Genomic DNA, 23,223 nt, shown 5'->3' with positions numbered 1-23,223 from the left:
CTCATCCTTCGCCGGTCCGGCTGCCGCCGGACCGGCGAAGGATGAGCGCAGCCGAGGGATCATCTTGGCCGCTGAGGCAAAGGCACGCGACCAACTCAAGATAACGGGTCTTGTTCCGGAGGCATCTTCGCCGTGATGCCCCGGCCCGGTCGCTGGCTTCACCGTTATTGTTCGCCACATCGACCTTTCGGTCAGCCGGAGGATACAGTGAATATTGACGCAGATCCCGGCCTGTGGGGCAGGACGGGGCTCACTCGATGACGTAATGGATCGGCTTGAACGCGAAATTGTTCGATTGCGGCGCCGAGCAGGCGGTCAGGCCGATGATCAGGTCGGTCTCGGCCGCGAAGGTCACGCGGTCGCCGGCGCGGCTGAGCGGCGGGTCGACCCGCAGGGTCCCGGTGGTGCCGTCCACCGCGACGTTCATGAAGACGTTGAAGGCCACCGGGATGCGGTCGGGGCCGATCCCGAAGGCGGCCAGCGCCTCCGCGAGGTTGCCGAAGCAGCCCCGGTGCGGGTGCGGGTCGTCGTAGAGGATGCGGAAGGTGTCGGCCGAGCAGGGCGTCAGCAGGAAATCGTGCCGCCCGACCGTGTCCTCGACGATGCGCAGCAGGACGGTGCTGCGGTTGGAGTAGAGCGGGTCGCCGGCGGTGAGGAACAGGCGCCCGGCATAGTCGAGGGTGCGCCCGGAGGAGATCACCTCGTCGATGTCGTCGCGTCGGAACGCCACGAGGTCGGCGACCTGCTCACCCTGCGGGTCGATCACCGTGAGGCGCCGGCCGCGGTCCAGGGTGAAGGCCACGCCGGAGCGCGGTGGAATCTCGTGCCGCCCGACCGAACCCGGCTGTCCGTGCTGCCCCATGCCCGACCTCCCGTTGGAACCGGGGCGGCAACGCGCGGCGGGACGGTCACGCGGCGCGACGGAACGCCACGCCGCGGTGGCGGTGGAGAATGATCGTCGGTCCGGTTCTCGCATTCTCGCCAGGCCTTCGGCTCGACGGAGACGATGCGAGTGGGATCACCCGCCCGACAGGTCCGTATGCTGGGCCGCCGGCCTCACACGGCGACGCCGCGCAGCTGGATCTCCAGGCGCGCGATGTCCTCCGTCAGCCGGTCGACGTGGCGGCGTGCGGACGGGTCCGCCGGTGCGGTGACGAGCACATCGGTCGCGGCGCGCAGAGATTCGCGTTTGGCTTGCAACGCGAATTCGATCTGGGCGCGGGCTTCCTCGGGTGTTCGGGCCGACATGGTGCACTCCTGGCGACCGGAGCGCGATGATGCGCGGCAGATCAACAGGGCAAGCCTGCGCCCCGTTCCCACCCCGCCAGCGGCCGAGACCGCGCGCCGGGACGCGCGCGGCCGGCAACCGGCTCAGGCCGCGGCGGTCTTCACGCTGATGCCCTTCTCGGTGAGCATCTGCTGCAACTCGCCCGACTGGAACATCTCCCGGGTGATGTCGCAGCCGCCGACGAACTCGCCCTTCACGTAGACCTGCGGGATGGTGGGCCAGTTCGAGTAGGCCTTGATGCCCTCGCGGATCTCCATGTCCTCCAGCACGTTCACGCCCTTGTAGGGCACGCCGAGGTAGTTGAGGATCTGGGCGACTTGGCCCGAGAAGCCGCACATCGGGAATTGCGGCGTGCCCTTCATGAACACGACCACGTCCTCGGACTTGATCTCGTTCTCGATGCGCGCGGTGACGTCGGTCATGATGTCTGTCCTTCAAGCGTTGAGCGGCGGTGTCCGCCGGAGGGTGTGAGACGAGAGGCGAGACGCGGCAAGGCCACGTCCATGTCGAAGGCCGGCGAGGTCAGGTCTTCGGGTGTGAAGGGCATCCGCTCGGGAAGCCCCTCGACCAGCCTGTCGCCGTCGATGCGCAGGCTCGCGTCGGCATTCGTCTTCTGCGTTCCAGTCGAGCGCGTTGGACAGTTCCGGACGCAGCCCGAGCGCCCGCAGGGCCGAGGCCTGCTGCTCGGCCCAGATCACGATGTCGTTCTCGTAGAGGCTGGGCTGGTCCATCGCGCGCTCCGCCGCGCTAATCCTGGGGAACGCCCGTGGTCAGCGCAAGGGCGTGCAGCACGCCGCCCATGCGACCCTGCAATGCGCCGTAGACCATCTGGTGCTGCTGCACCCGCGACTTGCCCTTGAAGGCCGAGGACACGACGGTGGCGGCGTAATGGTCGCCGTCGCCGGCGAGATCGCGGATCTCGACCCGGGCATCGGGCAGGGCCTCCTTGATCATCGCCTCGATGTCACGGGCGTCCATCGGCATGGTGCGGCACTCCGTCGGTGCAGTCAGGCGGTCGGGCCGGCGGTCGGTCCGGCCATGTAGTTCGGCAGCCACGCCTCGTGGCGGGCGCGCAAATCCGCCACCGATATGATCTCGTCGCCCGGCAGGGTCAACGAATCCGCCCCCGTGATGCCGATCAGCGCCGCGTCGATCCCCTGCGCGGCGGCGCTGTAGAGGAGGTCGGGCACCGTATCGGGATCGACCGCGAGCAGGTAGCGGCCCTGGTCCTCGCCGAACAGGTAGGCGTGGCAGGGCACGTCGAGCGGGCAATCGGGCAGGACCGCGCCGATGTTGCCGGCCATCGCCATCTCGGCCAGCGCCACCGCGAGGCCGCCGTCCGAGAGGTCGTGCACGGTGTCGACCAGCCCCGAGGCGATCAGCCCGCGCACGAAGTCGCCGTTGCGGCGCTCGGCGGCGAGATCGACGGGCGGCGGCGCCCCCTCCTCGCGTCCGCACACCTCCGCGAGGTAGAGCGACTGGCCGAGCCAGCCCTCGGTGCGGCCGATCAGGACCAGCGCGTCGCCCTCGCGCTTGAACGCCAGGGTGGCGATCTTCGTCACGTCGTCCACCACGCCGACGCCGCCGATCGTCGGCGTCGGCAGGATGCCGACGCCGTTGGTCTCGTTGTAGAGCGACACGTTGCCGGACACGACCGGGAAGTCGAGCGCCCGGCAGGCCTCGCCGATGCCCTGGATGCAGCCGACGAACTGACCCATCACCTCCGGCCGCTCGGGGTTGCCGAAATTGAGGTTGTCGGTGACGGCGAGCGGGCGGCCGCCCACCGCCGTGATGTTGCGCCACGCCTCGGCCACGGCCTGCCGGCCGCCCTCGACCGGGTCGGCCTCGCAGTAGCGCGGGGTGACGTCGGTGGTCAGCGCCAGCCCCTTGGGGCCGTCCTCGACCCGCACCACCGCGGCGTCGCCGCCGGGCTTCTGCACGGTGTTGCCGAGGATGTAGTGGTCGTACTGCTCCCAGGCCCAGCGCTTCGAGGCGAGGTCGGGCGAGGCCACGAGTTTCTTCAGCGCCTCGCCGTGGGTGAGCGGGGCCGGCACGTCCTGGGCCTTCAGGACCGGATGATGCGTGTTGGCGCGATGCGGGCGGTCGTAGACCGGGGCCTCGTCGCCCAGTTCCTTGATCGGCAGGTCCGCGACGGTCTCGCCCCCGTGCTTGATGACGAAGCGCAGGGTGTCGGTGGTGTGGCCGATGATCGCGAAGTCGAGGCCCCACTTCACGAAGATCGCCTTCGCCTCCTCCTCCATGCCGGGCTTGAGCACCATGAGCATGCGCTCCTGGCTCTCCGACAACATCATCTCGTAGGCAGTCATGCCGGCCTCGCGGGTCGGCACCGCGTCGAGGTTCAGCTCCACGCCGAGATTGCCCTTGGCGCCCATCTCGACCGCCGAGCAGGTCAGCCCTGCCGCCCCCATGTCCTGGATGGCGATGACGGCGCCCGAGGCCATCAGCTCCAGGCAGGCTTCGAGCAGCAGCTTCTCCGCGAAGGGATCGCCCACCTGCACGGTGGGGCGCTTCTCCTCGGACGCGTCGTCGAAGGCGGCCGAGGCCATGGTGGCGCCGTGGATGCCGTCGCGCCCGGTCTTGGAGCCAAGATAGACGATCGGGTTCCCGACCCCGGTGGCCGCGGCGTAAAAGATCGCGTCGGCGCGGGCGAGGCCCACCGCCATCGCGTTGACCAGGATGTTGCCGTCGTAGCGCCGGTGGAAGCCGACCGAGCCGCCGACCGTGGGGACGCCGAAGGAATTGCCGTAGCCGCCGATGCCCGCGACCACGCCGGCCACGAGGTGGCGGGTGCGGGGATGGTCGGGCGAGCCGAAGCGCAGCGCGTTCAGCGCCGCGATCGGCCGCGCGCCCATCGTGAACACGTCGCGCAGGATGCCGCCGACCCCGGTCGCCGCGCCCTGGTAGGGCTCGATGAAGCTCGGGTGGTTGTGGCTCTCCATCTTGAACACGCAGGCGAGCCCGTCGCCGATGTCGATGACGCCCGCATTCTCGCCCGGCCCCTGGATCACCCAGGGCCCGGAGGTCGGCAGCGTCCGCAGGTGGATGCGCGAGGACTTGTAGGAGCAGTGCTCGTTCCACATCGCCGAGACGATGCCGAGTTCGGTGATGGTCGGCTCGCGGCCGATCAGCCCCGTGAAGCGCGCGTACTCCTCCTCGGTGAGGCCGTGCTGGCGCACGAGATCGGGCGTGATGGCGATGTCGTTGCGGATCATGCGGCACCCTTTCCGGCGGCCCTGGGCATGCGTTGCGCTTAATGCCTCGCGGGACCGGATGGCAACTCGTGCCGATGCGTCTCGCAGGCGTCGCACCCAGCGTCCTGGCGGCACGCGCCGCATCGCGTGTGTCGCTCAATTGAGCCACGACTCGCACGCAGGAGCGAGGAGGTCGCCAAGGGCGTCGAACGCCTTCGTCCGGCACGGATCGACGAGACGCTGAAGAACGACGCCGCCTCGGTCCTGGCGGAGATGGGGCTGACGGTCTCCGACGTCGTGCGCATGACGCTGACGCGCATCGCGAACGAGAAGGCGCTGCCCTTCGCACTGAAGGCGCCGAACGCGGCGACGCGGGCGGCCATGCAGGAGGCGCGGGACGTGGCACGCACCCGGCGCGCCCGCCTCGACACGGCAGAGGCCGTGCTCGATGCCCTCGACAAAGAGAGCCGCTGACAAGAAGCGGGCCAATCGGCCGCGCACCTCCGATTGCGCCAGAGCCTTCAGCCAGGATTGGGAGCGTCTCGCTCGCTCCGGGCGGTTCGATATGGGGCGCCTGAAGGAGGCGATGCTCCTGCTGATCGCGAACGATTCGCCTCTCGGCCCGGAATGGCTCGACCACGCGTCGAAGGGCGCGTGGTCCGATCATCGCGAATGCCACATCGGCGGCGATGTTCTCCTGATCTACCGTCTCGAAGGCAGCATCGTCTTCGGACGGGCGGGCACGCACGCCGATCTGTTCGAGTAGGCGCGCACCGGCATCGCCGCATCCCGGGTGGCCTCGAACGCGTCACCCCGCCCGCTTGCCCGCATCCGCCAGGAACTCCGCGATCGCCTGCGTGAAGGCCTCGCCGTAGGCCTCGCGCTTGCGCTCGCCGACCCCGTGCACCGAGCGCAGCGCCCAGAGGTCGACGGGCTTGGCGCGGGCCATCTCGATCAGGGTGCGATCGGGAAAGATCATGTAGGCGGCCACGCCCTCCTGGCGGGCGAGCGTGGCGCGCAGGCCCCGCAGGTGCTGGAACAGCTCCTCGTCCTCGGGCGGGAGGCCGAGCGTGTCGTCGCGCTCCGCCGCCTTGCCGCGCCGCTCCTTGGGCGGGCGCGGCTCCGGGTCGGGGCGCAGCTGCACGGTCTCCCGGCCGAACAGGATCGCCTCGCCCTTCTCGGTCATCGCGAGGCCGCCGTAGCCGTCGGCGTTCTCCTGCACGGCGCCGGCCGCGAAGAGCTGGCGCAGGATGGCGCGCCACGCCGCCACGGGCTTGTCGGCGCCAACCCCGAAGGTCTTCAGCCGGGCATGGCCGTTGCGGCGGATCTGGTCGCTCTCCTTGCCGTGGACGAGGTCGCAGACATAGGCCGCGCCGAAGCGCTGGCCGGTGCGCACGATCGCCGACAGCACCTTCTGGGCCGCTACCGTGCCGTCGATCAGCGCGACGCCGCCGCGGCAGAGGTCGCAGCGCCCGCACGGCCCGCTCGCCTCGCCGAAATAGCCGAGCAGCGACTGGCGGCGGCAGGAGGCGCCCTCGCAGAGCGCGATCATCGCCTCGAGCTTGCGGCGCTCGACCCGGCGGCGCTCGTCGGGGATGTCCTTCTCGTCGATCTGGCGGCGGCGCAGCGCCATGTCGTCGAGGCCGTAGAGCGTGAGGGTGTCGGCCGGCAGCCCGTCGCGGCCCGCGCGGCCGATCTCCTGGTAGTAGCCCTCGACGTTGGACGGCATGTCGGCGTGGCAGACGAAGCGCACGTCCGGCTTGTTGATGCCCATGCCGAAGGCCACGGTCGCCACCATGACGATGCCGTCCTCCTGCAGGAAGGAATCCTGGTTGCGCATCCGCGTGCCCTGGTCGAGGCCCGCATGGTAGGGCAGGGCGTTGACGCCCTCCTCCTGCAGCACCTGGGCGAGCTGCTCGGTGCGCTTGCGCGAGGAGCAGTAGACGATGCCGCTCTCGGCCCGGCGCGGGCGCAGGAAGCGGCTGATCTGGCGCGTGGCGTGCTCCTTGGGCGCGAAGGTCAGGCGGATGTTCGGCCGGTCGAAGGAGTGGACGAAGATCTCGGGCTGGCGGCCGGCCGGAAACAGCCGCTCGGTGATGTCGGCCCGGGTCGCGGTGTCGGCGGTGGCGGTCAGCGCCACCATCTGCACGCCGCCAAGCGCCTCGCGGGCGCGGGCGAGGTCGCGGTACTCGGGCCGGAAATCGTGGCCCCATTGCGAGACGCAATGCGCCTCGTCCACCGCGAGGCGGCGCACGCCCGCGCTCTTGAGCGCCTCGATCAGCCCGTCCATCAGCAGCCGCTCGGGCGAGACGAACAGGAGCCGCAGGTCGCCGGCGCGGATCTGGCGCCACGCCGCCTTGGCCTTCGCCTCGTCGACCGTGGAGTTGAGGGTCGCGGCGGCGACGCCGAACCCCTGCATCTGCTGCACCTGATCGTGCATCAGCGCGATCAGGGGCGAGACCACCACGGTGAGCGAGCCCTCCACCAGGGCCGGCAGCTGGTAGGTCATCGACTTGCCCGACCCCGTCGGCATCACCGCGAGCACGTCGCGCCCGTCGAGCACGGCCCCGATCACCTCGGCCTGGCCGGATCGGAAATCCTCGTACCCGAAGGTGGTGCGGAGGGCGGCGCGGGCCTCGTCGAGGCGTGAGGTCATCGGATCCCTGCGTCTGGTCGGAGTCGCGGAGACGCCCGGTGCCGTTGCGGCCGTCCCTCTTCGACACTACTCTGCCCGCGTCCACACCGCAGGTCCGCGATGCCGCTGAACGACCGGGATGAGGAGGTCGATCGCCTCGCCGAGACGCTGGCGTCGATCGCGCGCGTCAGCAAGACCGAAGCGGTGCGTATGGCACTCGCGAATGAACTGCAACGGCGCCAAGAGTCACGGCTCTCGGGGGCACGGCCGCTGCGCGAGCGCATCAAGCCGATCCAAGACCGGATCGGCGGTTATCCCTCCACCGGCCTGGACGCCGACAAGGCCTTCTTCGACGACCTGAGCGGTGAAGCCTGATGTTCGTCGATGCCTCGGCGCTCGTCGCGATCCTATCGCGTGAGGACGGTTACGAAGCGCTCACCGACTGCCTGGATGCGGCGATGGCGCCGATGACGTCGGCTCTCGCTATCTTCGAAACCGTCAGTGCGATTGCGCGAAAAAAGGGCATTCCGGTGGAGATCGCCTTGACAGAGGTCGATGCTCTCATCAAGGCCGCCGCAATCGCCGTCATCCCCTTGGGCGCACGCGAAGCGAGAGCCGCCCTTCTGGCCTTCGAGACGTTCGGAAAGGGCCGCGGCCATCCGGCCCAGCTCAACACAGGGGATTGCTTCGCCTAGGCCTGCGCCGCGACCCGCGGCGTTCCCCTGCTCTTCGTCGGCAACGACTTCGTCCACACCGACGTGGCGCGGGGCCTTCCCTGAGGCCCGTCAGGCCGGCCCGAGCCGCCCGTCGCCGACCGCCACCACGTCGCCGCGCCCGCCCAGTTCCGCAAACAGCGCCGGGTCGGCGCCCGTCATCCAGACCTGCCCCGGCAGGGCTTCGAGCGCGTCGAACAGGCCGGCGCGGCGGCGCGGGTCGAGATGGGCGGCGACCTCGTCGAGGAGGACGAGGGGCGGCAGGCCGCTCATGCCCGCGACCAGGCGGGCATGCGCCAGCACGAGGCCGATCAGCAGGGCCTTCTGCTCGCCCGTCGAGGCGGTGCCGGCCGGCACGTCCTTGGGGCCGTGGCGCACGAGGAGGTCCGAGGCCTGAGGGCCGGCGAGCGTGCGGCCGGCGGCCCGGTCGCGCAGGCGGTTCTGGCGCAGGGTCAGGCGGAAGCGGTCCTCGGCATCGACGGCGGGCCAGACCGCCACGAGATCGTCGATGTCGCCGTCGAGCCGCACGCCGGCCCAGGGGAAGGGCGAGGCCTCGTCGCGGGTGTCGAGGATCAGCCGGTCGAGGCGCTCCACCGTCTCGCGGCGCGCCAGCGCCACCGCGATGGCGAGTTCCGCCACCTCGCGCTCCACCGCGTCGAGCCAGGGGCCGTCGTCGGGCCGCTCCTCCAGGAGCCGGTTGCGCGAGCGCAAGCTGCGCTCCATCGCGCTCACCCGGGCGCCGTGGCCGGCATCGACCGCGAGCACCAGCCGGTCGAGGAAGCGGCGCCGGTCGCCGGCCGGGCCGCGAAACAGCGCGTCGAGGTCGGGGGTGAGCCAGACCACCCGCAGGTGCTCGGCGAAGGCGGTGGGGGAGGGGGCGCTCGCCCCGTCGATGCGGCAGAGGCGGCCACCCCGGGCCTCCTCGCGGCTCTGCGGCGGCTCCCAGGCGGTGCCGACCCGGTGCTCCCCGTGCGGCCCGCTCAGGGTGAGCGACACCGCGAAGCCGCCCGCGCCGCCCTCGCGGGCCATCGCGGCGAAATCCGCCCGGCGCAGGCCGCGCCCCGGCGCGAACAGCGAGAGCGCTTCGAGGATGTTGGTCTTGCCCGCCCCGTTCTCGCCGACGAGCGCCACGAACCGGCGTCCCACGCCGAGGTCGAGCGCGGCGTGGTTGCGGAAGTCGCGGGCGATGAGGCGCGTGACGCGCAGGGGGTCTGGGGCGGCCATGGGCGTTGCGCCACCCAATCACCCGTCATCCAGGATGGTTGCAAGATCCCGTGCCCCCTGCACGACGCGATCGATCGCCACGGCGTCGTCGAGGACGCGGGACGGGATGAGGCAGGAGCCGAGCACGCTCACGCGCAGGCCGGGCGCGATGGCCGGCACGGCGCCCCCCCGCGAGGGGTGCCGCCCGGGCGGGAGGCACGAACGCCGCAACCGTATGACGAAGCGCAGCGCGCTGCTGCGATCGTCGTGCGCACGGGCCGAGATGACGACGGGCTTCAATCGTCGGCGTCCGGCTCGGCGCGGTACCGCTCCTCCAGCCCGTCGAGCACGCCGTCGACGGGCTCGCAGCCGCCGCTGGCAATGCCCGCCCGCCACGCCTGCCGCCTCTCCCGGGCGCGCAGCCGGCGAAGCGCCTCGCTCACGGCTTCGGACGCCGCGCCGTGGCGCCCGCTCCGGAGATCGTCGAGGATCCCCTCCGAGGGCGGATCGGGGATCACGGCGTGCGGCATGCGGTGCTCCCGAACGCCGGCGGCCGGGGTCAGACCCGCATCGGCATCAGCACGTAGAGCGCCGGGGCGTCGTCCTTGTCCTGGATCAGCGTCGGGGAGCCGGGGTCGGCGAGCCGGAAGAGGGCGGTGTCGCCGTCGAGCTGCGCCGTGATGTCGAGGAGGTAGCGGGCGTTGAAGCCGATATCGAGCGGTGTCGCCTCGTAATCGACGTCCAGCTCCTCGGTGGCGCTGCCGGAATCCGGATTGTTGACCGACAGGGACAGCCGCCCGCCGCTCATCGCGAGCTTCACGGCCCGGCCGCGCTCGGAGGAGATGGTCGAGACGCGGTCGACCGCCTTGGCGAACTGCTCGCGCTCGACGGTCAGGCGCTTGTCGTTCCCGGTCGGGATGACGCGCTGGTAATCCGGGAAGGTGCCGTCGATGAGCTTCGAGATCAGGGTGACGCCGGTCGAGAAGCTGAAGCGCACCTTGGCCGACGAGATCTCGATCCCGACGCTGTCGCCGCCGTCCTCCACGAGCTTCTGGATCTCGGCCACGGCCTTGCGCGGCACGATGATGCCCGGCAGGCCCTCGCTGCCCTCGGGGGCCGGCATCTCGACGCGGGCGAGGCGGTGCCCGTCGGTGGCGACCGCGCGCAGCTTCAGCCCGCCCTCGGCCTCGATGGTGTGGAAGAAGATGCCGTTGAGGTAGTAGCGGGTCTCCTCGGTGGAGATCGCGAACTGGGTCTTGTCGATCAGCTTCTTCAGCTCGGCGGCCTGGAGCTGGAAGCGATGCGGCAGTTCGCCCGCCGCGAGATCGGGGAAGTCCGTCTCCGGCAGGGCCCCCAGGGTGAAGCGCGAGCGGCCGGAGCGGATCTGCATCTGGTTCGTGTCGCCGCTCGTCTCCAGGGAGACCTGGGCGCCGTCCGGCAGCTTGCGCACGATGTCGTAGATCACGTGGGCCGGCACCGTGGTGGCGCCGCCATCGGCCACGTCGGCCGGGATCGTCTCGGTCACCTCGATGTCGAGGTCGGTGGCCTTGAGCTGCAGGCCCTCCGGGCTCGACCGCAGCAGCACGTTCGACAGGATCGGGATCGTGTTGCGCCGCTCCACGACGCGGTGCACGTGGCCGAGCGACCGAAGGAGGGCCGCGCGCTCGACTGTCACTCTCATGGGGGTGGTCCGCCGTCTTCAACCATCCGGCCGTCCGGCCGGCGCCGCATCACTCCCGTGCCCCGCACGGACCGGAACTTTGGCGAAGGCGCACCCGTAAGGCAAGCCGGCGGCCGGGCGGCGCTCCGTGGAGAACCGCCCGAACCCGGGGGAAACGGTGGATCAGTCCTGCAGCATGCGCTTGAGGAGTTCGACCTCGTCGCTCAGCGCGGCATCCTCGCCGATCGCCTTCTCGATCTTGCGCACCGCGTGCAGCACCGTGGTGTGGTCGCGCCCGCCGAAGCGGCGCCCGATCTCGGGCAGCGAGCGCAGCGTCAGCACCTTCGAGAGGTACATGGCGATCTGGCGCGGCTTGACCACGGCGGCGGTGCGCCGCTCCGACAGGATGTCGGAGCGCGAGACGTTGTAGCGGCTCGCCACCAGCTTCTGGATGTCCTCGATCTTGACGCGCTTGGGCTCGCGGTTCTTGACGAGGTCGCGGATCGCCGTCTCGGCGGTCTCCAGGGTCACGGGGGCGCCCGTCAGGGTCGCGTGGGCCAGCAGCCGGTTGACCGCCCCTTCGAGGTCGCGCCCGTTGGCGGTGATCGCCTTGGCGACGTACTCGGCCACCGCCGGGCTCACCTCGAAGGCCGGGTGCGTGGCGCGCACCGCCTCCAGGCGCGAGTGCAGGATGGTGGCCCGCAACGCCTCGTCGAGGGTGCCGATCTCGACCACGAGCCCGCCCGCGAGGCGCGAGCGCACCCGCTCGTCCAGGCTCTCCAGCTCGGTCGGCGGCCGGTCGGCGGCGGCCACCACCTGTCGCCCGGCATCGATCAGCGCGTTCAGCGTGTGGCCGAACTCCGCCTGGATCGAGCGGCCCTGGATGAACTGCACGTCGTCGAGGATCAGGACGTCGATGGCGCGCAGGCGCTCCTTGAAGGCCAGCGCGTTCTGGGTCTTCAGGGCGTTGACGAAGCCGTACATGAAGCGGTCGGCGGTGAGGTAGATCACCCGCCGGCCGTGGCCCTTGGCGGCATGCCCGATCGCGTGCAGCAGGTGCGTCTTGCCCAGGCCCACGCCCGCGTGGAAGTAGAGCGGGTTGTAGAGGGGCGTGCTGCCCTCGTGGCCCGCCACGCGCTCGGCCGCCGCGTGCGCCAGCGCGTTCGAGCGGCCGACCACGAAGCTCTCGAAGGTCAGGCGCGCATCCAGCGGCGCGCCGCTGAGATCCCCGGCCGCCTCGCCGCGCCCGGCGCGCTCGGGCTCGTGCGCCTCGGCCACCAGGGAAGAGGCCGCCGGCGGGCGCAGCGACGCGGCCGGCTTGGCGATGGCGACGGGCGCGCGGGGCTGCGCCATCGGGCCGCGCACGCCGACCTCGATGCTCTCGATGCCGTCCGCCTCGCTGCGGAAATTGGCCAGCACCCGGTCGAGGTAGTGGGATTCGATCCAGCTCTTCAGGAACCGGGTCGGCACGGTCAGCCGCGCGACGCCGCCCGCCACCTCCTGCAGTTCGAGGCGGGCGAACCAGCTCGCGAAGACGTCCTCGCCGAGTTCCGCCCGCAGACGGCGCTTCACCCGCTGCCACGCCGCCGCGTACTCGCTGCCGCCGCCGCCGCTCCTGCCCGGATCGACCCCTTCCGCCAAGCTGCCGTCCATACGCATGATGGGTCCTCTCTCGGACCGCCCGCGGCTGCCCGCCCGCGGCCCGTACGCCGATACGCAACTCCCGACATGTCCCAGTTCGAACCATGTCGGCCCTGGTTCAGAACGGGGAGTCAACTACCCCCAGCGCCATCCCCGGCTTCCCCACGGGTCTATCAACAAGAAGTCTCGTTTCCCTTAAGGGGCGCACCGCTTCGACATCCCGCCGAATCAGCATCCCGGCGGGCAGGCGCCCGGGCACGACTCGTCCGGCGGCGGCCTGCGGGCCGACGAGTCGGGTCGTGACTTGAGGATGTCGAAGGCGGGATCCGCCGGACGGCGAACCTCCGGAACGTTACGCTTTCCTGGTGAAGCTTCGCAACAGCGAGGCTTCACCGGATGGTTAAGGATGCGTTGAGGCGTCGTGCGGCCCACTGCCCGCGCACAGCTTGTCCCGGCCCAACGCCTTGGGCGGGCGCGATCTTCGCCGAAGCTGCGGAATCACGGCCGGTCCGGCGCCCCCCGCGCCGCAGGGTGTCGAGAACCGGGCGGGGGCCGGGGATACGGCGGTGGACAGCCCCGCGGGGGCGCCGCGGGGCTTGACTCCCGCGGGCCTGCCGTTCGTCAGCCCTGGCGGCTGCGCCGCGCGCGGGCCTCCGCCAGATGGCAGAGGAGTTCGAAGGCGATCGTCGCACCGACCAGCGCCGTGGTGCCCCCGGGATCGAGGGGCGGGGCCACCTCCACCACGTCGGCCCCGATCAGGTCGAGCCCCCGCAGGGCGCGAACCAGGAACAGCGCCTCGCGCGAGGTGAAGCCGCCGATCTCTGGCGTGCCGGTGCCGGGCGCGAAGGCGGGATCGAGGGAATCGATGTCGAAGCTGAGATAGGTCGGGGCCGATCCGACGATGGCCCGCGCCTCCGTCACCACGGCGGGCAGCCCCTGCGCGATCACGCTCTCCATCTCGATGATCCGGATGCCCTGGTCGAGCGCCCAGCGGCGCTCGTCGCGGGCATAGAGCGTGCCGCGGATGCCGATCTGCACCATGCGCCGGGGATCGAGCACGCCGTCCTCGATCGCCCGGCGGAAGGGCGTGCCGTGGGTCAGGCGGGCACCGCCGAAATAACTGTCCGCGGTGTCGCTGTGGGCATCGATGTGGATCAGGCCGACCGGCGCCCGTGCGCCGATCACCCGCAGCAGCGGGTAGGTGACGAGGTGGTCGCCCCCGATCGCCAGCATCGTCAGGCCGGCGGCGTGGAGCGGGCCGGCGAAGGCCTCGATGCGGGCCAGGGTGTCGGCCACGTCCACCGGATTGACCGGCACGTCGCCGAGATCCGCGCAGGCGCAGAGCTCGTAGGGCGAGACGCCGGAGGCATGGTTGACGAGGCGCATCAGCGCCGATTGCTCGCGCACGCCGCGCGGCCCGAGCCGGGCGCCGGGCCGGTTGGTGGTGGCGCTGTCGAGGGGGATGCCGAACAGCCCGATCTCGACGCCCTCCCGGATCGCCGCGGCGGGCTCCAGCACGGGCAGGCGCATCAGGCTCGCGAGCCCGGCGAAACGCGGCATCACCATGCCGGAGAGCGGCTGGAACCGGGCGAGTCGCGCCTGCTGGGCGGCATCCTCACTCATGGAATCCTCACTCATGGCCGGGCCTCTCCTGCGTGTCGCGGCAGCGTCAGTCCTAGCGGGACGGCGCCCGGATGAGGAGTCGGGCCGGGCGATTGCCCCGCGCAGGCGCGTTGACGCTGCGCGGCGGCGCGGCTATAGGAGGCGCCTCGCGGACCCGCCGGCTCGCCCCGGCGGGGTTCCTGTGCTTTCAGCGCCATGCACGCGACGTCGTCCCGGCCCGGTCGGGTCATCGCGCAATCGAGAATGAGGAAGACCGATGGCCAACACCACGTCGGCCAAGAAGATGACCCGCAAGATCGCCAAGCGCACGGCGATCAACCGCTCGCGCCGCAGCCGCATGCGCACCTTCGTGCGCAAGGTCGAGGAGGCGATCGCCTCCGGCGACGCCACCAGCGCCCAGGCGGCCCTGTCCGCCGCGCAGCCGGAGATCATGCGCGCGTCGCAGAAGGGCATCGTGCACAAGAACACGGCCTCCCGGAAGGTCTCGCGCCTCGCCGCGCGGGTGAAGGCGCTCCAGGCGTAAGCTTCGGCCACGCTCCGGCGACGAAACGGCCCGGCCCTGCGCCGGGCTTTTTCATGCGCGGCGGCCGCCCGTACCGGCCCGTCACGGCCCCGGATCGTTCGTCAGCGCGATCGGCTCGCCGTGGGGCGTCGCCGCGGCCGCCCGGGCGAAGGCGGTCTGCCGGTCGGCGAGGGCGTGGGCCGTGGTGACGCCGCGCTCGGCCAGGAGCCGCTCGATCGTCTCCAGCCAGAGAGCGTAGTCCGCCGGCCGGTCGCCGTCGCGGCTCGCCTCCCCCAGCGCCTCTGCCCACTCGCTCCAGGTGAACAGGCCGCGATCGTGCAGCGCCACGACCATCGCGAAGGTCTGGGCCTCCCAGGGCGCCGCGAAGGCCGGCGGGTCCTCGGGCCTCATGCGGCGCGCCCGCGCGCGGGTTCGAGGTAGCTCTCGAAGGCATTGACCGAGACCGCGAGGCCCGGATCGGCATCCTCGCCCCACAGCTCCACCCCGGCGAAGCGCACCGTGTAGAGCCATTGCGGCGCCTCGCCCGCGAAATGCGCGTTGGAATCCGGAAAGACGAAGCGGCCGTGCACCCGCTCCACCACGCCGGTGCGCCCGCGGACGTAGCGCGGCAGCCGGGTATGGCCCGGCGGGTTGATGGTCTTGGCCGTCACCTCGTCGCCCGCCGCGAAGCGGGGCCGGTCCGGGCCGGGGCGGTCGCTCGGGAAGCCGCGGGCGAAGAGCGGCGCCACCTCCTCGCCCTTGAGCACGCGGGCGACCGGGGCCGGCGGCGTCAGCGCGGCGCCCGCCGCCAGTTCGCCCTCGGTCACGAGGCCGTGCTGCACCACCTGCTTCTCCAGCGCCCGGAACCAGATCCGGTAGTAGCTGGAGGTGAGGTACTCGCCGGGCGGCAGCGATTCGCGCGCGGCGCGGCTCGCGTCGAGGTTCCAGGTTCCGGTGAGCCCCATCGCCATCACCATCGCGAAGACGCGCCGCTCCCAGGGGGCGTGGAACCAGGGCTCGTCCGCCTCGAAGCCGATCGGCCCGAAGCCCTGCATGCCGCCGAGATCCTGCCCGCCGTTCATGAGCGCACCACCTGGTCGGGAGAGAGGGGAAGCCCGGTGCCGATCATCGCGTCGCGGGTGACGAGATCGGCGAGCGCCGCCTCGTCGAGGTGGTCGCTGCCGGCCGGGCGCATCGGCAGGACCATGTAGCGGAGTTCCGCGGTGGAATCCCACACGCGGATGCGCGTCGTCCCGGGCAGCGTGACGCCGAACTCTGCCAGCACGCCGCGCGGGTCGATCACCGCCCGGGAGCGGTAGGGCGGCGACTTGTACCAGACCGGCGGCAGGCCGAGCACCGGCCAGGGGTAGCAGGAGCAGAGCGTACAGACGACGAGGTTGTGCTCCTCGGGGGTGTTCTCCACCACCACCATGTGCTCGCCGCCCCGGCCGCCGAAGCCGAGTTCGCGGATCGCCGCCGTCGCGTCGTCGAGGAGCCGGGCCCTGTAGGCCGGATCGACCCAGGCCCGCGCCACGACCTGCGCGCCGTTGCGCGGGCCGATCTTCGACTCGTAGGTCTCGATCAGCGCGTCGAGCGCGGCTGGATCGACGTAGCCCTTCTCGACGAGGATCGATTCGAGCGCCCGCACCCGCAGGTCCATCGGCGAGAGTTCGCTGCCGTGATGATGGTCGTGGTGGTCGTGGTCGTGGTCGTGGTGGTCGTGCGCCATGCCGTCTCTCCCGGAGCGAAGACTTAGACCGCCGCGCGGGGCGCGTCACGCCTCACGGCCGCACCGCCGGCGCCTCGATCGCCAGCCCCTGCGCTCGCCGCATCAGATGGAGTTCGAGGGCGAGGTACTCGGGCGCGCCGAAGGGGTAGGGCTCCGCCCGCATCCCCGTGAGGCAGTTGCGCAGGCGACGCTGGAGCGAGCCGAGATCCTGCCATTCGAGCCGGTAGAGCGGGTAGCCGTTGGGGTGACCCTGCGGGATGGTGCTCGCGCCGAGGCGCCGGCCCCAGAGCGCGTCGTGGCATTGCGCGCAGGCGAGGTCGAGCTGGCCGGTGCGCCGCGTGAACAGGCGCTCGCCCTCCGCCCGGGCGGGGTCGAGCCGCGGATCGGCCGGCGGCGCCACGGGCAGGCCGCGGGACTGCGCCGCCACCGCGGCCGTCAGCGCAAGGAGCGGGCGGCTCTCGAAGGGGAGGGGATCGGCGCCCTGATGGCGCGTGCGGCACAGGTTGATCCGGCCCTGCAGGTCCACCGGGCGGGCCGCCGCCTCGTCCCAGGCCGGATAGCGGGCCGCCACCCCGCGCATCGTCGCGACCGCGCCGTGGCAGCCGGCGCAGGCGGGCCGGCCGGTGGGCGGGGCCGCCGCCCAGGCCTCCTCCCCGTCGCCGACCCAGAGCTGGCCCGGATTGGCGGCCTCGTCGGTCTGCATCGCGCGCAGTTCCGGCGTCATCTGGTCGAAGCCGGAGCGCCGCTCGCCGGGCGCGATCTCGGCCGCCGCCGGAACCGCCAGCAGCAGGAGGCCAAGAAGGGCGCGGCGCACGGCCTCAGGTCACCGTCAGGGCGGCGCTCTCCGTCTGCGAGAAGCCGTTGTCGCCGGTCCAAGTGAAGGTGAAGGTGCCGCTGCGCTCGGCCAGCGTGGTGAAGGTCAGGTAGGGATTGGCCGAGGTGGCCGGGAAGAGCTCGGCCCGGAAGACCTCCTCGCCCTCGAAGCGGCAGACGAACTCCGTGATGATGTCGCGCGGCACGAGCCGGCCCTCGGGGCCGGGGCGGTAGCCCGTCTCCATCGGGTGCGAGATCAGGGTCTTGATCTCGATCACCGCGCCGGCCTTGGCGGTCTTGGGCAGGTTGATCAGGGTGCGGGCCATGCGCCTCAGCCCTCCACGCAGGCGGCGAGGGTCACGATCGCGTCGGCGGTCGCGGACCAGTAGCTGCCGTCGCTCAATTCGGCGATCGCCGTCACCGTCTGTGTGTCGGCCAGGCGGATGCGGGTGGTTATCGCGGCGCGCCCGGCCTTCGGGCCGAGATGGACCGTGATCACGTTCGGCTGCGGGTTCTTGTCGTTGAACACCGCGATGCGGCGCACGAAGTCGGTGGCCGACATCGGCGAGTCCACGCTCACGGCGAGCGGCACCGCGTTGCCATTCTCGACCAGCGGCGGCAGGTCGAGATGAACGCGGCCCGGCCGGATCTCGGCCTCGCCCGCGAAGCGCCGGATTGCCGCGGCGGTGGGCTCGCGCGGCGGACGCGCGACCGCGAGCGCCCGCTGCGGCGTCAGGACGATCAGCGCCGCGCCGCCGACGAGCAGCCTGCGCCGGTCGGGTGTCCAGCTCATCGGCCCTCTCATCGGTCCTCCTCCTCGCGGCGCAGCGTCGCCAGATACGCGACCACGTCCTCGATCTCCGCGGCCTCCAGGATGGGCCGGTCGCGCCAGGCCGGCCCGACCCGCGTCAGGCCGTCGATGCGGTAATACGAGGGCATCACGGTTGCGGGATTCAAGGCGCGGCCGTCGACGAGCCGCAGCCGCAGCTGGCCCGGCGAGAGCCGCGCCCCCACCCCCGCGAGGCTCGGCCCGAGATCGCCCTCCGGCCGCGCGCCCAGGCCCGCATGGCAGAGGGTGCACAGGCCTTTGCGCGCATCGGTGGCGATGGCCCGGCCCCGGGCCGGGTCGCCGGCCCGGCCTTCGAGGGGAGCCGGAATGGCGTCGCCCTCGACCGCGTAGGGAGCGAAGGCGGGAAGGAGGAGCAGGAGCGGGGCCGCGAGGGCGATCCTTCTCACGGTCCGCGCGGGGCCGGTGGCCGCGGGCGGCGCGGGGAACCCCTCTCCCGCACGGGAGAGGGGTTCCCCGCGGGTCTCGAGTTGGTTGCTGCGGATGCAGAATTGGGCCGTCACCCGAACACGTCCGCCGTGATGGTCCGGTACCACGCCTCCGCGTAGGCGGCTTCCGCGCGGCGGGCTTCCATCGGCGCGTCGAGGGAGCTGGTGCCGCCCGCGCCCTCGACGTCGGCGAGCACGCCGTTCGCCGGCCGATAGACCCCCGCCACCGAGATGCCGTAGCCGGGCGCGACGAGGCTGTAGCAGGTGTTGATCAGCTTCGGCGTCGCCGGCGTGCGGCCGGCCATGAGATCGGCGACCGCGTCGGCGCAGACCTTCGCCTGGGCGTTGGCCGAGAAGGCGGATTTCGGCATCGCGCCGCCGATGCAGGCATCGCCGACGACGTGGATGCCCGGCACCAGCCGCGACTCGAACGTCACCGGGTCGATCGGGCACCAGCCGGTGCGGTCGGCGACGCCCGCCGCCGTCGCGATCGGTGCTGCGCGCTGGGGCGGGATGATGCAGGCGAGCGCCGCCCTGACCTCCGAGAAGTCGGTGCGGACCGTCATTGTCCCCGGATCGACCGCCGTCACCTGCCCGCCCGCCGCCAGCGGCACGTATTCGAGGTGGTCGGGGTAAAGCTCCTTCCAGGCGGCCTCGAACAGCTTCTGCTTGGAGAAGGTGTCCTTGGCGTCGAGCACGATGAGCTTGGAGCGGGGCTTTCGCGTCTTGAGGACGTGCGCGATCAGGCTCGCGCGCTCGTAGGGGCCGGGTGGGCAGCGGTAGGGATTGGCCGGCACCGACAGCACCACGGTGCCGCCGTCCGGCAGGTCCGCGAGGCGACGCGCCAGCAGCTCCGTCTGCGCCCCGGCCTTCCAGGCATGCGGCATCACCTCGGCCGCGGCCTCGTCGTAGCCGGGGATCGCGTCGAACCGCAGGGCGATGCCGGGGGAGAGGACCAAGCGGTCGTACGGAAGCCGGCTGCCATCCGCCAGCGCGACCGATCGCGCCCCGCCGTCGATCCCGGTCGCGACCGCGTGCACCACCGCGATGCCGGCCCGGCGCAGGCCTTCGTAGCCGAAGCGCTGCGCCGCCAGCGGCTGGAGGCCGGCGATCACCTCGTTGCTGAACGGGCAGGCGGTGTAGGTGGTCTCGGCCTCCACCAGCGTCACCGAGAGGCCGGCGCGGTGAAGGGCGCGGGCCGCCGAGGCGCCGCCGAAGCCGCCGCCCAGCACCACGACGCGCCCGCGCGCGTCCTGACCCAGGGCCGGTGCGGCGGCGAGCCCCGCGAGGGTGCCGAGGACGGCGCGGCGGGTCGGCCCGCTCACGGCGCGGCCTGCTGTTCGAGATAGGCCGCGATGGCCCGGCTCTCGGCCTCGGTGAAGCCCTTGGCGATCCGGGTCATCACCGTGGCGGGGCGCTCGCCCGACCGGTAGGCGGCGAGCGCCGCGGCGATGTCGGACGCCGGGCGGCCGGCGAGCGGCGCGAAGGCGCCCTCGCCGTGCGCCCCGTGGCAGCCCGAGCAGGAGGAGGCGCCCGGCGGCGCCGGGACGGGCCCGGCGGCGGCGGGGGCCGCGCCGAGCCCCAGGAGCGCCAGGGCGAGGAGCGCCAGGGCGCGGAGGCCCCTCACGCGCGGCGCAGGTCGGCGTTCTTGAGCGGGATCTGCCGCACCCGCTTGCCGGTGGCGGCGAAGATCGCGTTCAGCACCGCCGGCGCCGCCACCGCGATGGTCGGCTCGCCGACCCCGCCGATGAAGCCGCCAGAGGGCACCAGCACGGTCTCGACCGCCGGCATGTCGTCGAGGCGCATCACCGGGTAGGTGTCGAAGTTCGCCTGCTCGATCCGACCGTCCTTGACCGTGCAGGCGCCGTAGAGAGCGGCCGAGAGGCCGTACACGAACGAGCCCTCGACCTGCGCCTCGATCTGCTGCGGGTTGATGGCGACGCCCGGGTCGGTGGCCGCGACGATGCGGTGGATCTTCACCTTGCCGTCCTCCGCCACCGACACCTCGGCGGCGCCCGCGACGTAGCTGCCGAAGCCCATGATCTGGGCGATGCCCCGGTGGACGCCCGCGGGCGGCTTGCGGTCCCAGCCGATCCGCTCGGCCGCGGCGTTCAGCACCGCGAGGTGCTTGGGGTGGTTCGCCATCAGCTTGCGCCGGAAGGCGAGCGGATCCTGGCCGGCCGCGTGCGCCACCTCGTCGAGGAAGCATTCGAGGTAGATGGCGTTGGGGTTGGTGTTCACGCCCCGCCAGAAGCCCGGGATGATGTGCGGGTTGCGCATGGCGTGGTCGATGAGGAGGTTCGGGATCGTGTAGCCGATCGCCGCCTCCGCCCCGCCCGGGTTGAGGCCCTGGAAGGTCACCGGGTCCTTGCCGTCCGGCCCGAGCCGGCCCGGCACGATCGCCGCCAGGATCGACTGGCCGGAGATGCGCATCTGCAGGCCGGTGAGGTTGCCCTTCTCGTCGAGGGCGGCGCGCATGCGGCACTGCGTGACCGGGTGGTACCGGCCATGCGTCATGTCCTCCTCGCGGGTCCAGATCAGCTTGACCGGCGTGCCGGGCATCTCGCGGGCGATCAGGACGGCTTGGCGCACCCAGTCGTGGGTGGCGCCGCGCCGCCCGAAGCCGCCGCCGAGATGGATCTTGTAGACCTCGCACTGGCGCGGGGAGAGACCGGCCGCCTCGGCGGCGGCGGCGAGCGCCGCCTCGCCGTTCTGGGTCGGGGTCCAAACCTCGCAGCGCTCCGGCGTCCAGCGCGCCGTCGCGTTCATCGGCTCCATGGTGGCGTGGTTCTGGAACGGGTAGGCGTAGGTCGCCTCCACCACCTTGGCGGCGCCGCGCAGGGCCGCCTGGACATCGCCGGCCTTGTTGCCGACGAACGCCTCCTCGGCGTCGAGGCCCTCCTTGAGCACCGCCGCGATCGTCTCGCTCGACACGCGCGCGTTCGGCCCCTCGTCCCAGACCACGGGCAATGCGTCGAGGGCGGTCTTGGCACGCCAGAACGTGTCGGCGATCACCGCCACGCCGGTCTCGCCGACCTGCACCACCTTCCTCACCCCGGGCATGCCGGAGACGGCCGCCGCGTCGAAGCTCCTCACCTTGCCGCCCGTCACCGGGCAGTCGCGGATCGCGGCGTTGAGCATGCCGTCGAGCGTGAGGTCCATGCCGTAGACCTGGCTGCCGTCGAGCTTCGGCAGGGTGTCGAGGCGCTTCACCGACTGGCCGGCGACCGTCCAGTCCTTCGGGTCCTTCAGGGGCGGATCCTTCGGCGGCTCCAGCGTGGCGGCGAGCGCCGCCACTTGGCCGTAGGTGGTGCTGCGCCCGGAGGCCGGATGGGTGATGACGCTCTTCTCCGCCCGGCATCCGGCGGGGTCGACGCCCCATTCCCTGGCGGCCGCGGCGACCAGCATGGTGCGGGCGGCGGCACCCCCTTTGCGCACCGCGACGTAGGATTCGCGGATGCCCCGGCTGCCGCCGGTGGAGAAGTCGCCCCAGACGCGGTTGCGCGCGAGGTTCTGGCCGGGCGTCGGGTACTCGGTCGTCACCTTCGACCAGTCGCAGGCGAGTTCCTCGGCGACGAGCTGGGCGAGACCCGTGAGCGTGCCCTGGCCCATCTCCGAGCGGGCGATGCGGATCACCACCGTGTCGTCGGGGCGCACCACCACCCAGGCGTTGATCTCGGGCGCGCCGGGAGCGGCCTCAGCGTCGAGCGGCACGTGGAAGCCGAGGCTGAAGGCGCCCGCGGCGACGGCGGAGCCGGCCAGGAAGCCGCGGCGGGAGAGGGCGGGACGGGGTGTCGTCATGGCGCGTCTCCCTTTAGCCGCGACCGGCCTCGCCGCCCTCGGCGGCGAGCTTGATGCCGGCGAGCACCCGGTTGTAGGTGCCGCAGCGGCAGATGTTGGTGATCTCCTGGCGGATCTCCTGCTCGCTCGGCTTCGGGTTCTGGGCCAGCAGAGCCGCCGAGGCCATGATCATGCCCGACTGGCAGAAGCCGCATTGCGGCACGTCGAGGGCCGCCCAGGCCTTCTGCACCGGATGCGAGCGGTCGGGGCTCAGGCCCTCGATCGTGACGATCTTCTGCTCCGCGCTCACCGAGGAGACCGGCAGGGAGCAGGAGCGCACGGCCTGCCCGTCGATGTGCACCGTGCAGGCGCCGCACTGCGCGATGCCGCAGCCGTACTTGGTGCCGGTCAGCCCGACCTGCTCGCGGATGACCCAGAGGAGCGGCGTGTCGGGCTCGGCCTCGACCTCGCGCACGGACCCATTGATGGTCAGCTTGAACATGCTGGATCGCCCCCGCCTGGACGCGCGGGGAACCCGCGCCGGGATCGGTCGGCCGAAACGAGGAAACCCGGCGGGAGGGCCGCCGGGGGTTCGGCCGCTCGGATACGAACGGGGAAACTAGGCGGGACGCAAGCGCTGTCAATTGACGGATGCGCGAGCGGTTCGTGCACTCGGGAGTTGAGTGAGGAAACTCCTGCGCCGCGCCCGGCGCCGCGCGCCCCCGCGCCTCAGCGGATCGTGGTCGAGGCGGCGACCGACGCCGTGTCCTGGCTCGGCTGCTGCGCGGGATGGACGCCCCAATAGGCCCGGCCCGCCGTGATCAGCAGGGCGAGGCTCCAGAACGCCGCGATGGCGATCCGGCGCGCGCGCCGGTCCCCCGGCCCGGCCGTGGGGCAGGGCACGGTCTCGGACGGTTCGCCGAAGGGGTCGAAGGCCGGCGTCCGGGACGGGGGGAAGGGCGTGGTCATGCGGGGAATGTCGCGTCCGACAGCCCCGCGATCAATGGATGCGTCTTTCGAAGTTGAGCCCGGATGGAGAAGCGTGTTCTCTCCCGGTCAGCGAAAGGGGAAGTTCCTTCCCGGGGCTTCCGAAACCCGCGTTCGGGGGCGATCGGCACGCCGGATCGGCCCCGATCCGGCCTGCCTCAT

General features: G+C 72.0%; 29 protein-coding genes. 5 read left to right on the top strand and 24 right to left on the bottom strand.

Annotated elements, in window-relative coordinates; translation table 11 throughout:
- Positions 1-250: 250 nt before the first annotated feature.
- The 5 genes from MFF61_RS12810 to purL form a co-directional block, all read right to left on the bottom strand.
- On the bottom strand, positions 251-862 hold the full coding sequence (locus tag MFF61_RS12810; RefSeq protein ID WP_238235519.1) for a DUF1989 domain-containing protein: 612 nt from the start codon (positions 860-862) through the stop codon (positions 251-253).
- A 194-nt stretch (positions 863-1,056) separates the two neighbouring features.
- Entirely contained in the window at positions 1,057-1,248 is a 192-nt protein-coding gene (locus MFF61_RS12805; protein WP_238235518.1) for a hypothetical protein, read from the bottom strand.
- Between the two features lie 123 nt (positions 1,249-1,371).
- Positions 1,372-1,710 (bottom strand): Grx4 family monothiol glutaredoxin, encoded by a 339-nt coding sequence (gene grxD / locus MFF61_RS12800; protein WP_238235517.1) that lies wholly within the window; start codon positions 1,708-1,710, stop codon positions 1,372-1,374.
- Between the two features lie 325 nt (positions 1,711-2,035).
- Entirely contained in the window at positions 2,036-2,272 is a 237-nt protein-coding gene (locus tag MFF61_RS12795) for a BolA family protein (protein WP_238235516.1), read from the bottom strand.
- 23 nt (positions 2,273-2,295) lie between these two features.
- The gene (gene purL, locus MFF61_RS12790) at positions 2,296-4,521 is read right to left on the bottom strand and encodes a phosphoribosylformylglycinamidine synthase subunit PurL (protein WP_238235515.1); all 2,226 of its coding nucleotides are present in this window, start codon (positions 4,519-4,521) and stop codon (positions 2,296-2,298) included.
- Between the two features lie 126 nt (positions 4,522-4,647).
- Here purL and MFF61_RS12785 point away from each other — a divergent pair, with 126 nt between their 5' ends.
- A complete protein-coding gene (locus MFF61_RS12785) occupies positions 4,648-4,974 on the top strand; it encodes a type II toxin-antitoxin system RelB/DinJ family antitoxin (protein WP_373324685.1) in 327 nt (108 codons plus the stop codon).
- On the top strand, positions 4,949-5,266 hold the full coding sequence (locus tag MFF61_RS12780; protein WP_238235514.1) for a type II toxin-antitoxin system YafQ family toxin: 318 nt from the start codon (positions 4,949-4,951) through the stop codon (positions 5,264-5,266). Before MFF61_RS12785 ends, MFF61_RS12780 begins: the two co-directional genes overlap by 26 nt.
- A gap of 42 nt (positions 5,267-5,308) precedes the next feature.
- Here MFF61_RS12780 and recQ read toward each other — a convergent pair whose 3' ends face one another.
- On the bottom strand, positions 5,309-7,156 hold the full coding sequence (recQ, locus tag MFF61_RS12775; RefSeq protein WP_238235513.1) for a DNA helicase RecQ: 1,848 nt from the start codon (positions 7,154-7,156) through the stop codon (positions 5,309-5,311).
- Positions 7,157-7,255: 99 nt separating this feature from the next.
- Between recQ and MFF61_RS12770 the strand changes: the two genes are divergently transcribed.
- Together MFF61_RS12770 and MFF61_RS12765 are read left to right on the top strand one after the other, a co-directional pair.
- A complete protein-coding gene (locus MFF61_RS12770; protein WP_238235512.1) occupies positions 7,256-7,510 on the top strand; it encodes a type II toxin-antitoxin system VapB family antitoxin in 255 nt (84 codons plus the stop codon).
- On the top strand, positions 7,510-7,830 hold the full coding sequence (locus tag MFF61_RS12765) for a type II toxin-antitoxin system VapC family toxin (protein WP_238235511.1): 321 nt from the start codon (positions 7,510-7,512) through the stop codon (positions 7,828-7,830). Before MFF61_RS12770 ends, MFF61_RS12765 begins: the two co-directional genes overlap by 1 nt.
- Before the next feature lie 90 nt (positions 7,831-7,920).
- Here MFF61_RS12765 and recF read toward each other — a convergent pair whose 3' ends face one another.
- The 6 genes from recF to speB all read right to left on the bottom strand — a co-directional run bounded on the left by recF (position 7,921) and on the right by speB (position 13,990).
- Positions 7,921-9,072 (bottom strand): DNA replication/repair protein RecF, encoded by a 1,152-nt coding sequence (gene recF / locus MFF61_RS12760; RefSeq protein WP_238235510.1) that lies wholly within the window; start codon positions 9,070-9,072, stop codon positions 7,921-7,923.
- Positions 9,073-9,090: 18 nt separating this feature from the next.
- Positions 9,091-9,231 (bottom strand): hypothetical protein, encoded by a 141-nt coding sequence (locus tag MFF61_RS12755; RefSeq protein WP_238235508.1) that lies wholly within the window; start codon positions 9,229-9,231, stop codon positions 9,091-9,093.
- A 116-nt stretch (positions 9,232-9,347) separates the two neighbouring features.
- Entirely contained in the window at positions 9,348-9,581 is a 234-nt protein-coding gene (locus MFF61_RS12750) for a hypothetical protein (RefSeq protein ID WP_238235506.1), read from the bottom strand.
- A gap of 29 nt (positions 9,582-9,610) precedes the next feature.
- On the bottom strand, positions 9,611-10,732 hold the full coding sequence (dnaN, locus tag MFF61_RS12745; RefSeq protein WP_238235505.1) for a DNA polymerase III subunit beta: 1,122 nt from the start codon (positions 10,730-10,732) through the stop codon (positions 9,611-9,613).
- 162 nt (positions 10,733-10,894) lie between these two features.
- Entirely contained in the window at positions 10,895-12,370 is a 1,476-nt protein-coding gene (gene dnaA / locus MFF61_RS12740) for a chromosomal replication initiator protein DnaA (protein WP_238235504.1), read from the bottom strand.
- A gap of 603 nt (positions 12,371-12,973) precedes the next feature.
- Positions 12,974-13,990, bottom strand: a complete 1,017-nt coding sequence (speB, locus tag MFF61_RS12735; RefSeq protein WP_238235503.1) for an agmatinase — start codon at positions 13,988-13,990, stop codon at positions 12,974-12,976.
- A 241-nt stretch (positions 13,991-14,231) separates the two neighbouring features.
- On the opposite strand from speB, the gene rpsT reads away from it, so the two are divergent.
- Positions 14,232-14,498, top strand: a complete 267-nt coding sequence (rpsT, locus tag MFF61_RS12730) for a 30S ribosomal protein S20 (protein ID WP_238235502.1) — start codon at positions 14,232-14,234, stop codon at positions 14,496-14,498.
- Between the two features lie 81 nt (positions 14,499-14,579).
- Here rpsT and MFF61_RS12725 read toward each other — a convergent pair whose 3' ends face one another.
- From MFF61_RS12725 to MFF61_RS12670, 12 genes are all read right to left on the bottom strand, one after another.
- Positions 14,580-14,888, bottom strand: a complete 309-nt coding sequence (locus MFF61_RS12725) for a nitrile hydratase accessory protein (RefSeq protein WP_238235501.1) — start codon at positions 14,886-14,888, stop codon at positions 14,580-14,582.
- Positions 14,885-15,559 carry a nitrile hydratase subunit beta gene (nthB, locus tag MFF61_RS12720; protein ID WP_238235500.1) on the bottom strand — a complete coding sequence of 225 codons (675 nt, stop codon included), beginning with the start codon at positions 15,557-15,559 and terminating at the stop codon, positions 14,885-14,887. The genes MFF61_RS12725 and nthB overlap by 4 nt, the downstream gene beginning before the upstream one ends.
- A complete protein-coding gene (gene nthA / locus MFF61_RS12715; RefSeq protein ID WP_238235499.1) occupies positions 15,556-16,206 on the bottom strand; it encodes a nitrile hydratase subunit alpha in 651 nt (216 codons plus the stop codon). The genes nthB and nthA overlap by 4 nt, the downstream gene beginning before the upstream one ends.
- 52 nt (positions 16,207-16,258) lie before the next feature.
- The gene (gene soxA, locus MFF61_RS12710) at positions 16,259-17,020 is read right to left on the bottom strand and encodes a sulfur oxidation c-type cytochrome SoxA (RefSeq protein ID WP_238235498.1); all 762 of its coding nucleotides are present in this window, start codon (positions 17,018-17,020) and stop codon (positions 16,259-16,261) included.
- 4 nt (positions 17,021-17,024) lie between these two features.
- Positions 17,025-17,345 (bottom strand): thiosulfate oxidation carrier complex protein SoxZ, encoded by a 321-nt coding sequence (gene soxZ, locus MFF61_RS12705; RefSeq protein ID WP_238235497.1) that lies wholly within the window; start codon positions 17,343-17,345, stop codon positions 17,025-17,027.
- A 5-nt stretch (positions 17,346-17,350) separates the two neighbouring features.
- A complete protein-coding gene (locus MFF61_RS12700; RefSeq protein WP_238235496.1) occupies positions 17,351-17,812 on the bottom strand; it encodes a SoxY-related AACIE arm protein in 462 nt (153 codons plus the stop codon).
- Between the two features lie 8 nt (positions 17,813-17,820).
- Positions 17,821-18,255: a sulfur oxidation c-type cytochrome SoxX gene (gene soxX / locus MFF61_RS12695; protein ID WP_238235495.1), complete on the bottom strand. Its 435-nt coding sequence runs from the start codon at positions 18,253-18,255 to the stop codon at positions 17,821-17,823.
- Positions 18,256-18,365: 110 nt separating this feature from the next.
- Entirely contained in the window at positions 18,366-19,619 is a 1,254-nt protein-coding gene (locus MFF61_RS12690; RefSeq protein ID WP_238235494.1) for an NAD(P)/FAD-dependent oxidoreductase, read from the bottom strand.
- Complete coding sequence (locus MFF61_RS12685) at positions 19,616-19,921, bottom strand: c-type cytochrome (RefSeq protein WP_238235493.1); 306 nt, start codon at positions 19,919-19,921, stop codon at positions 19,616-19,618. The genes MFF61_RS12690 and MFF61_RS12685 overlap by 4 nt, the downstream gene beginning before the upstream one ends.
- Positions 19,918-22,095, bottom strand: coding sequence for a xanthine dehydrogenase family protein molybdopterin-binding subunit (locus tag MFF61_RS12680; RefSeq protein ID WP_238235492.1), 2,178 nt, complete (start codon positions 22,093-22,095; stop codon positions 19,918-19,920). Before MFF61_RS12680 ends, MFF61_RS12685 begins: the two co-directional genes overlap by 4 nt.
- A 13-nt stretch (positions 22,096-22,108) precedes the next feature.
- Positions 22,109-22,576, bottom strand: coding sequence for a (2Fe-2S)-binding protein (locus tag MFF61_RS12675; protein WP_238235491.1), 468 nt, complete (start codon positions 22,574-22,576; stop codon positions 22,109-22,111).
- A 227-nt stretch (positions 22,577-22,803) separates the two neighbouring features.
- On the bottom strand, positions 22,804-23,043 hold the full coding sequence (locus tag MFF61_RS12670) for a hypothetical protein (protein WP_238235490.1): 240 nt from the start codon (positions 23,041-23,043) through the stop codon (positions 22,804-22,806).
- Between the last annotated feature and the right edge of the window lie 180 nt (positions 23,044-23,223).

This window comes from Methylobacterium isbiliense (genome assembly GCF_022179325.1).
Classification (GTDB): Bacteria; Pseudomonadota; Alphaproteobacteria; order Rhizobiales; family Beijerinckiaceae; genus Methylobacterium; species Methylobacterium isbiliense.
This window is presented reverse-complemented; position numbering and strand designations above follow the sequence as displayed.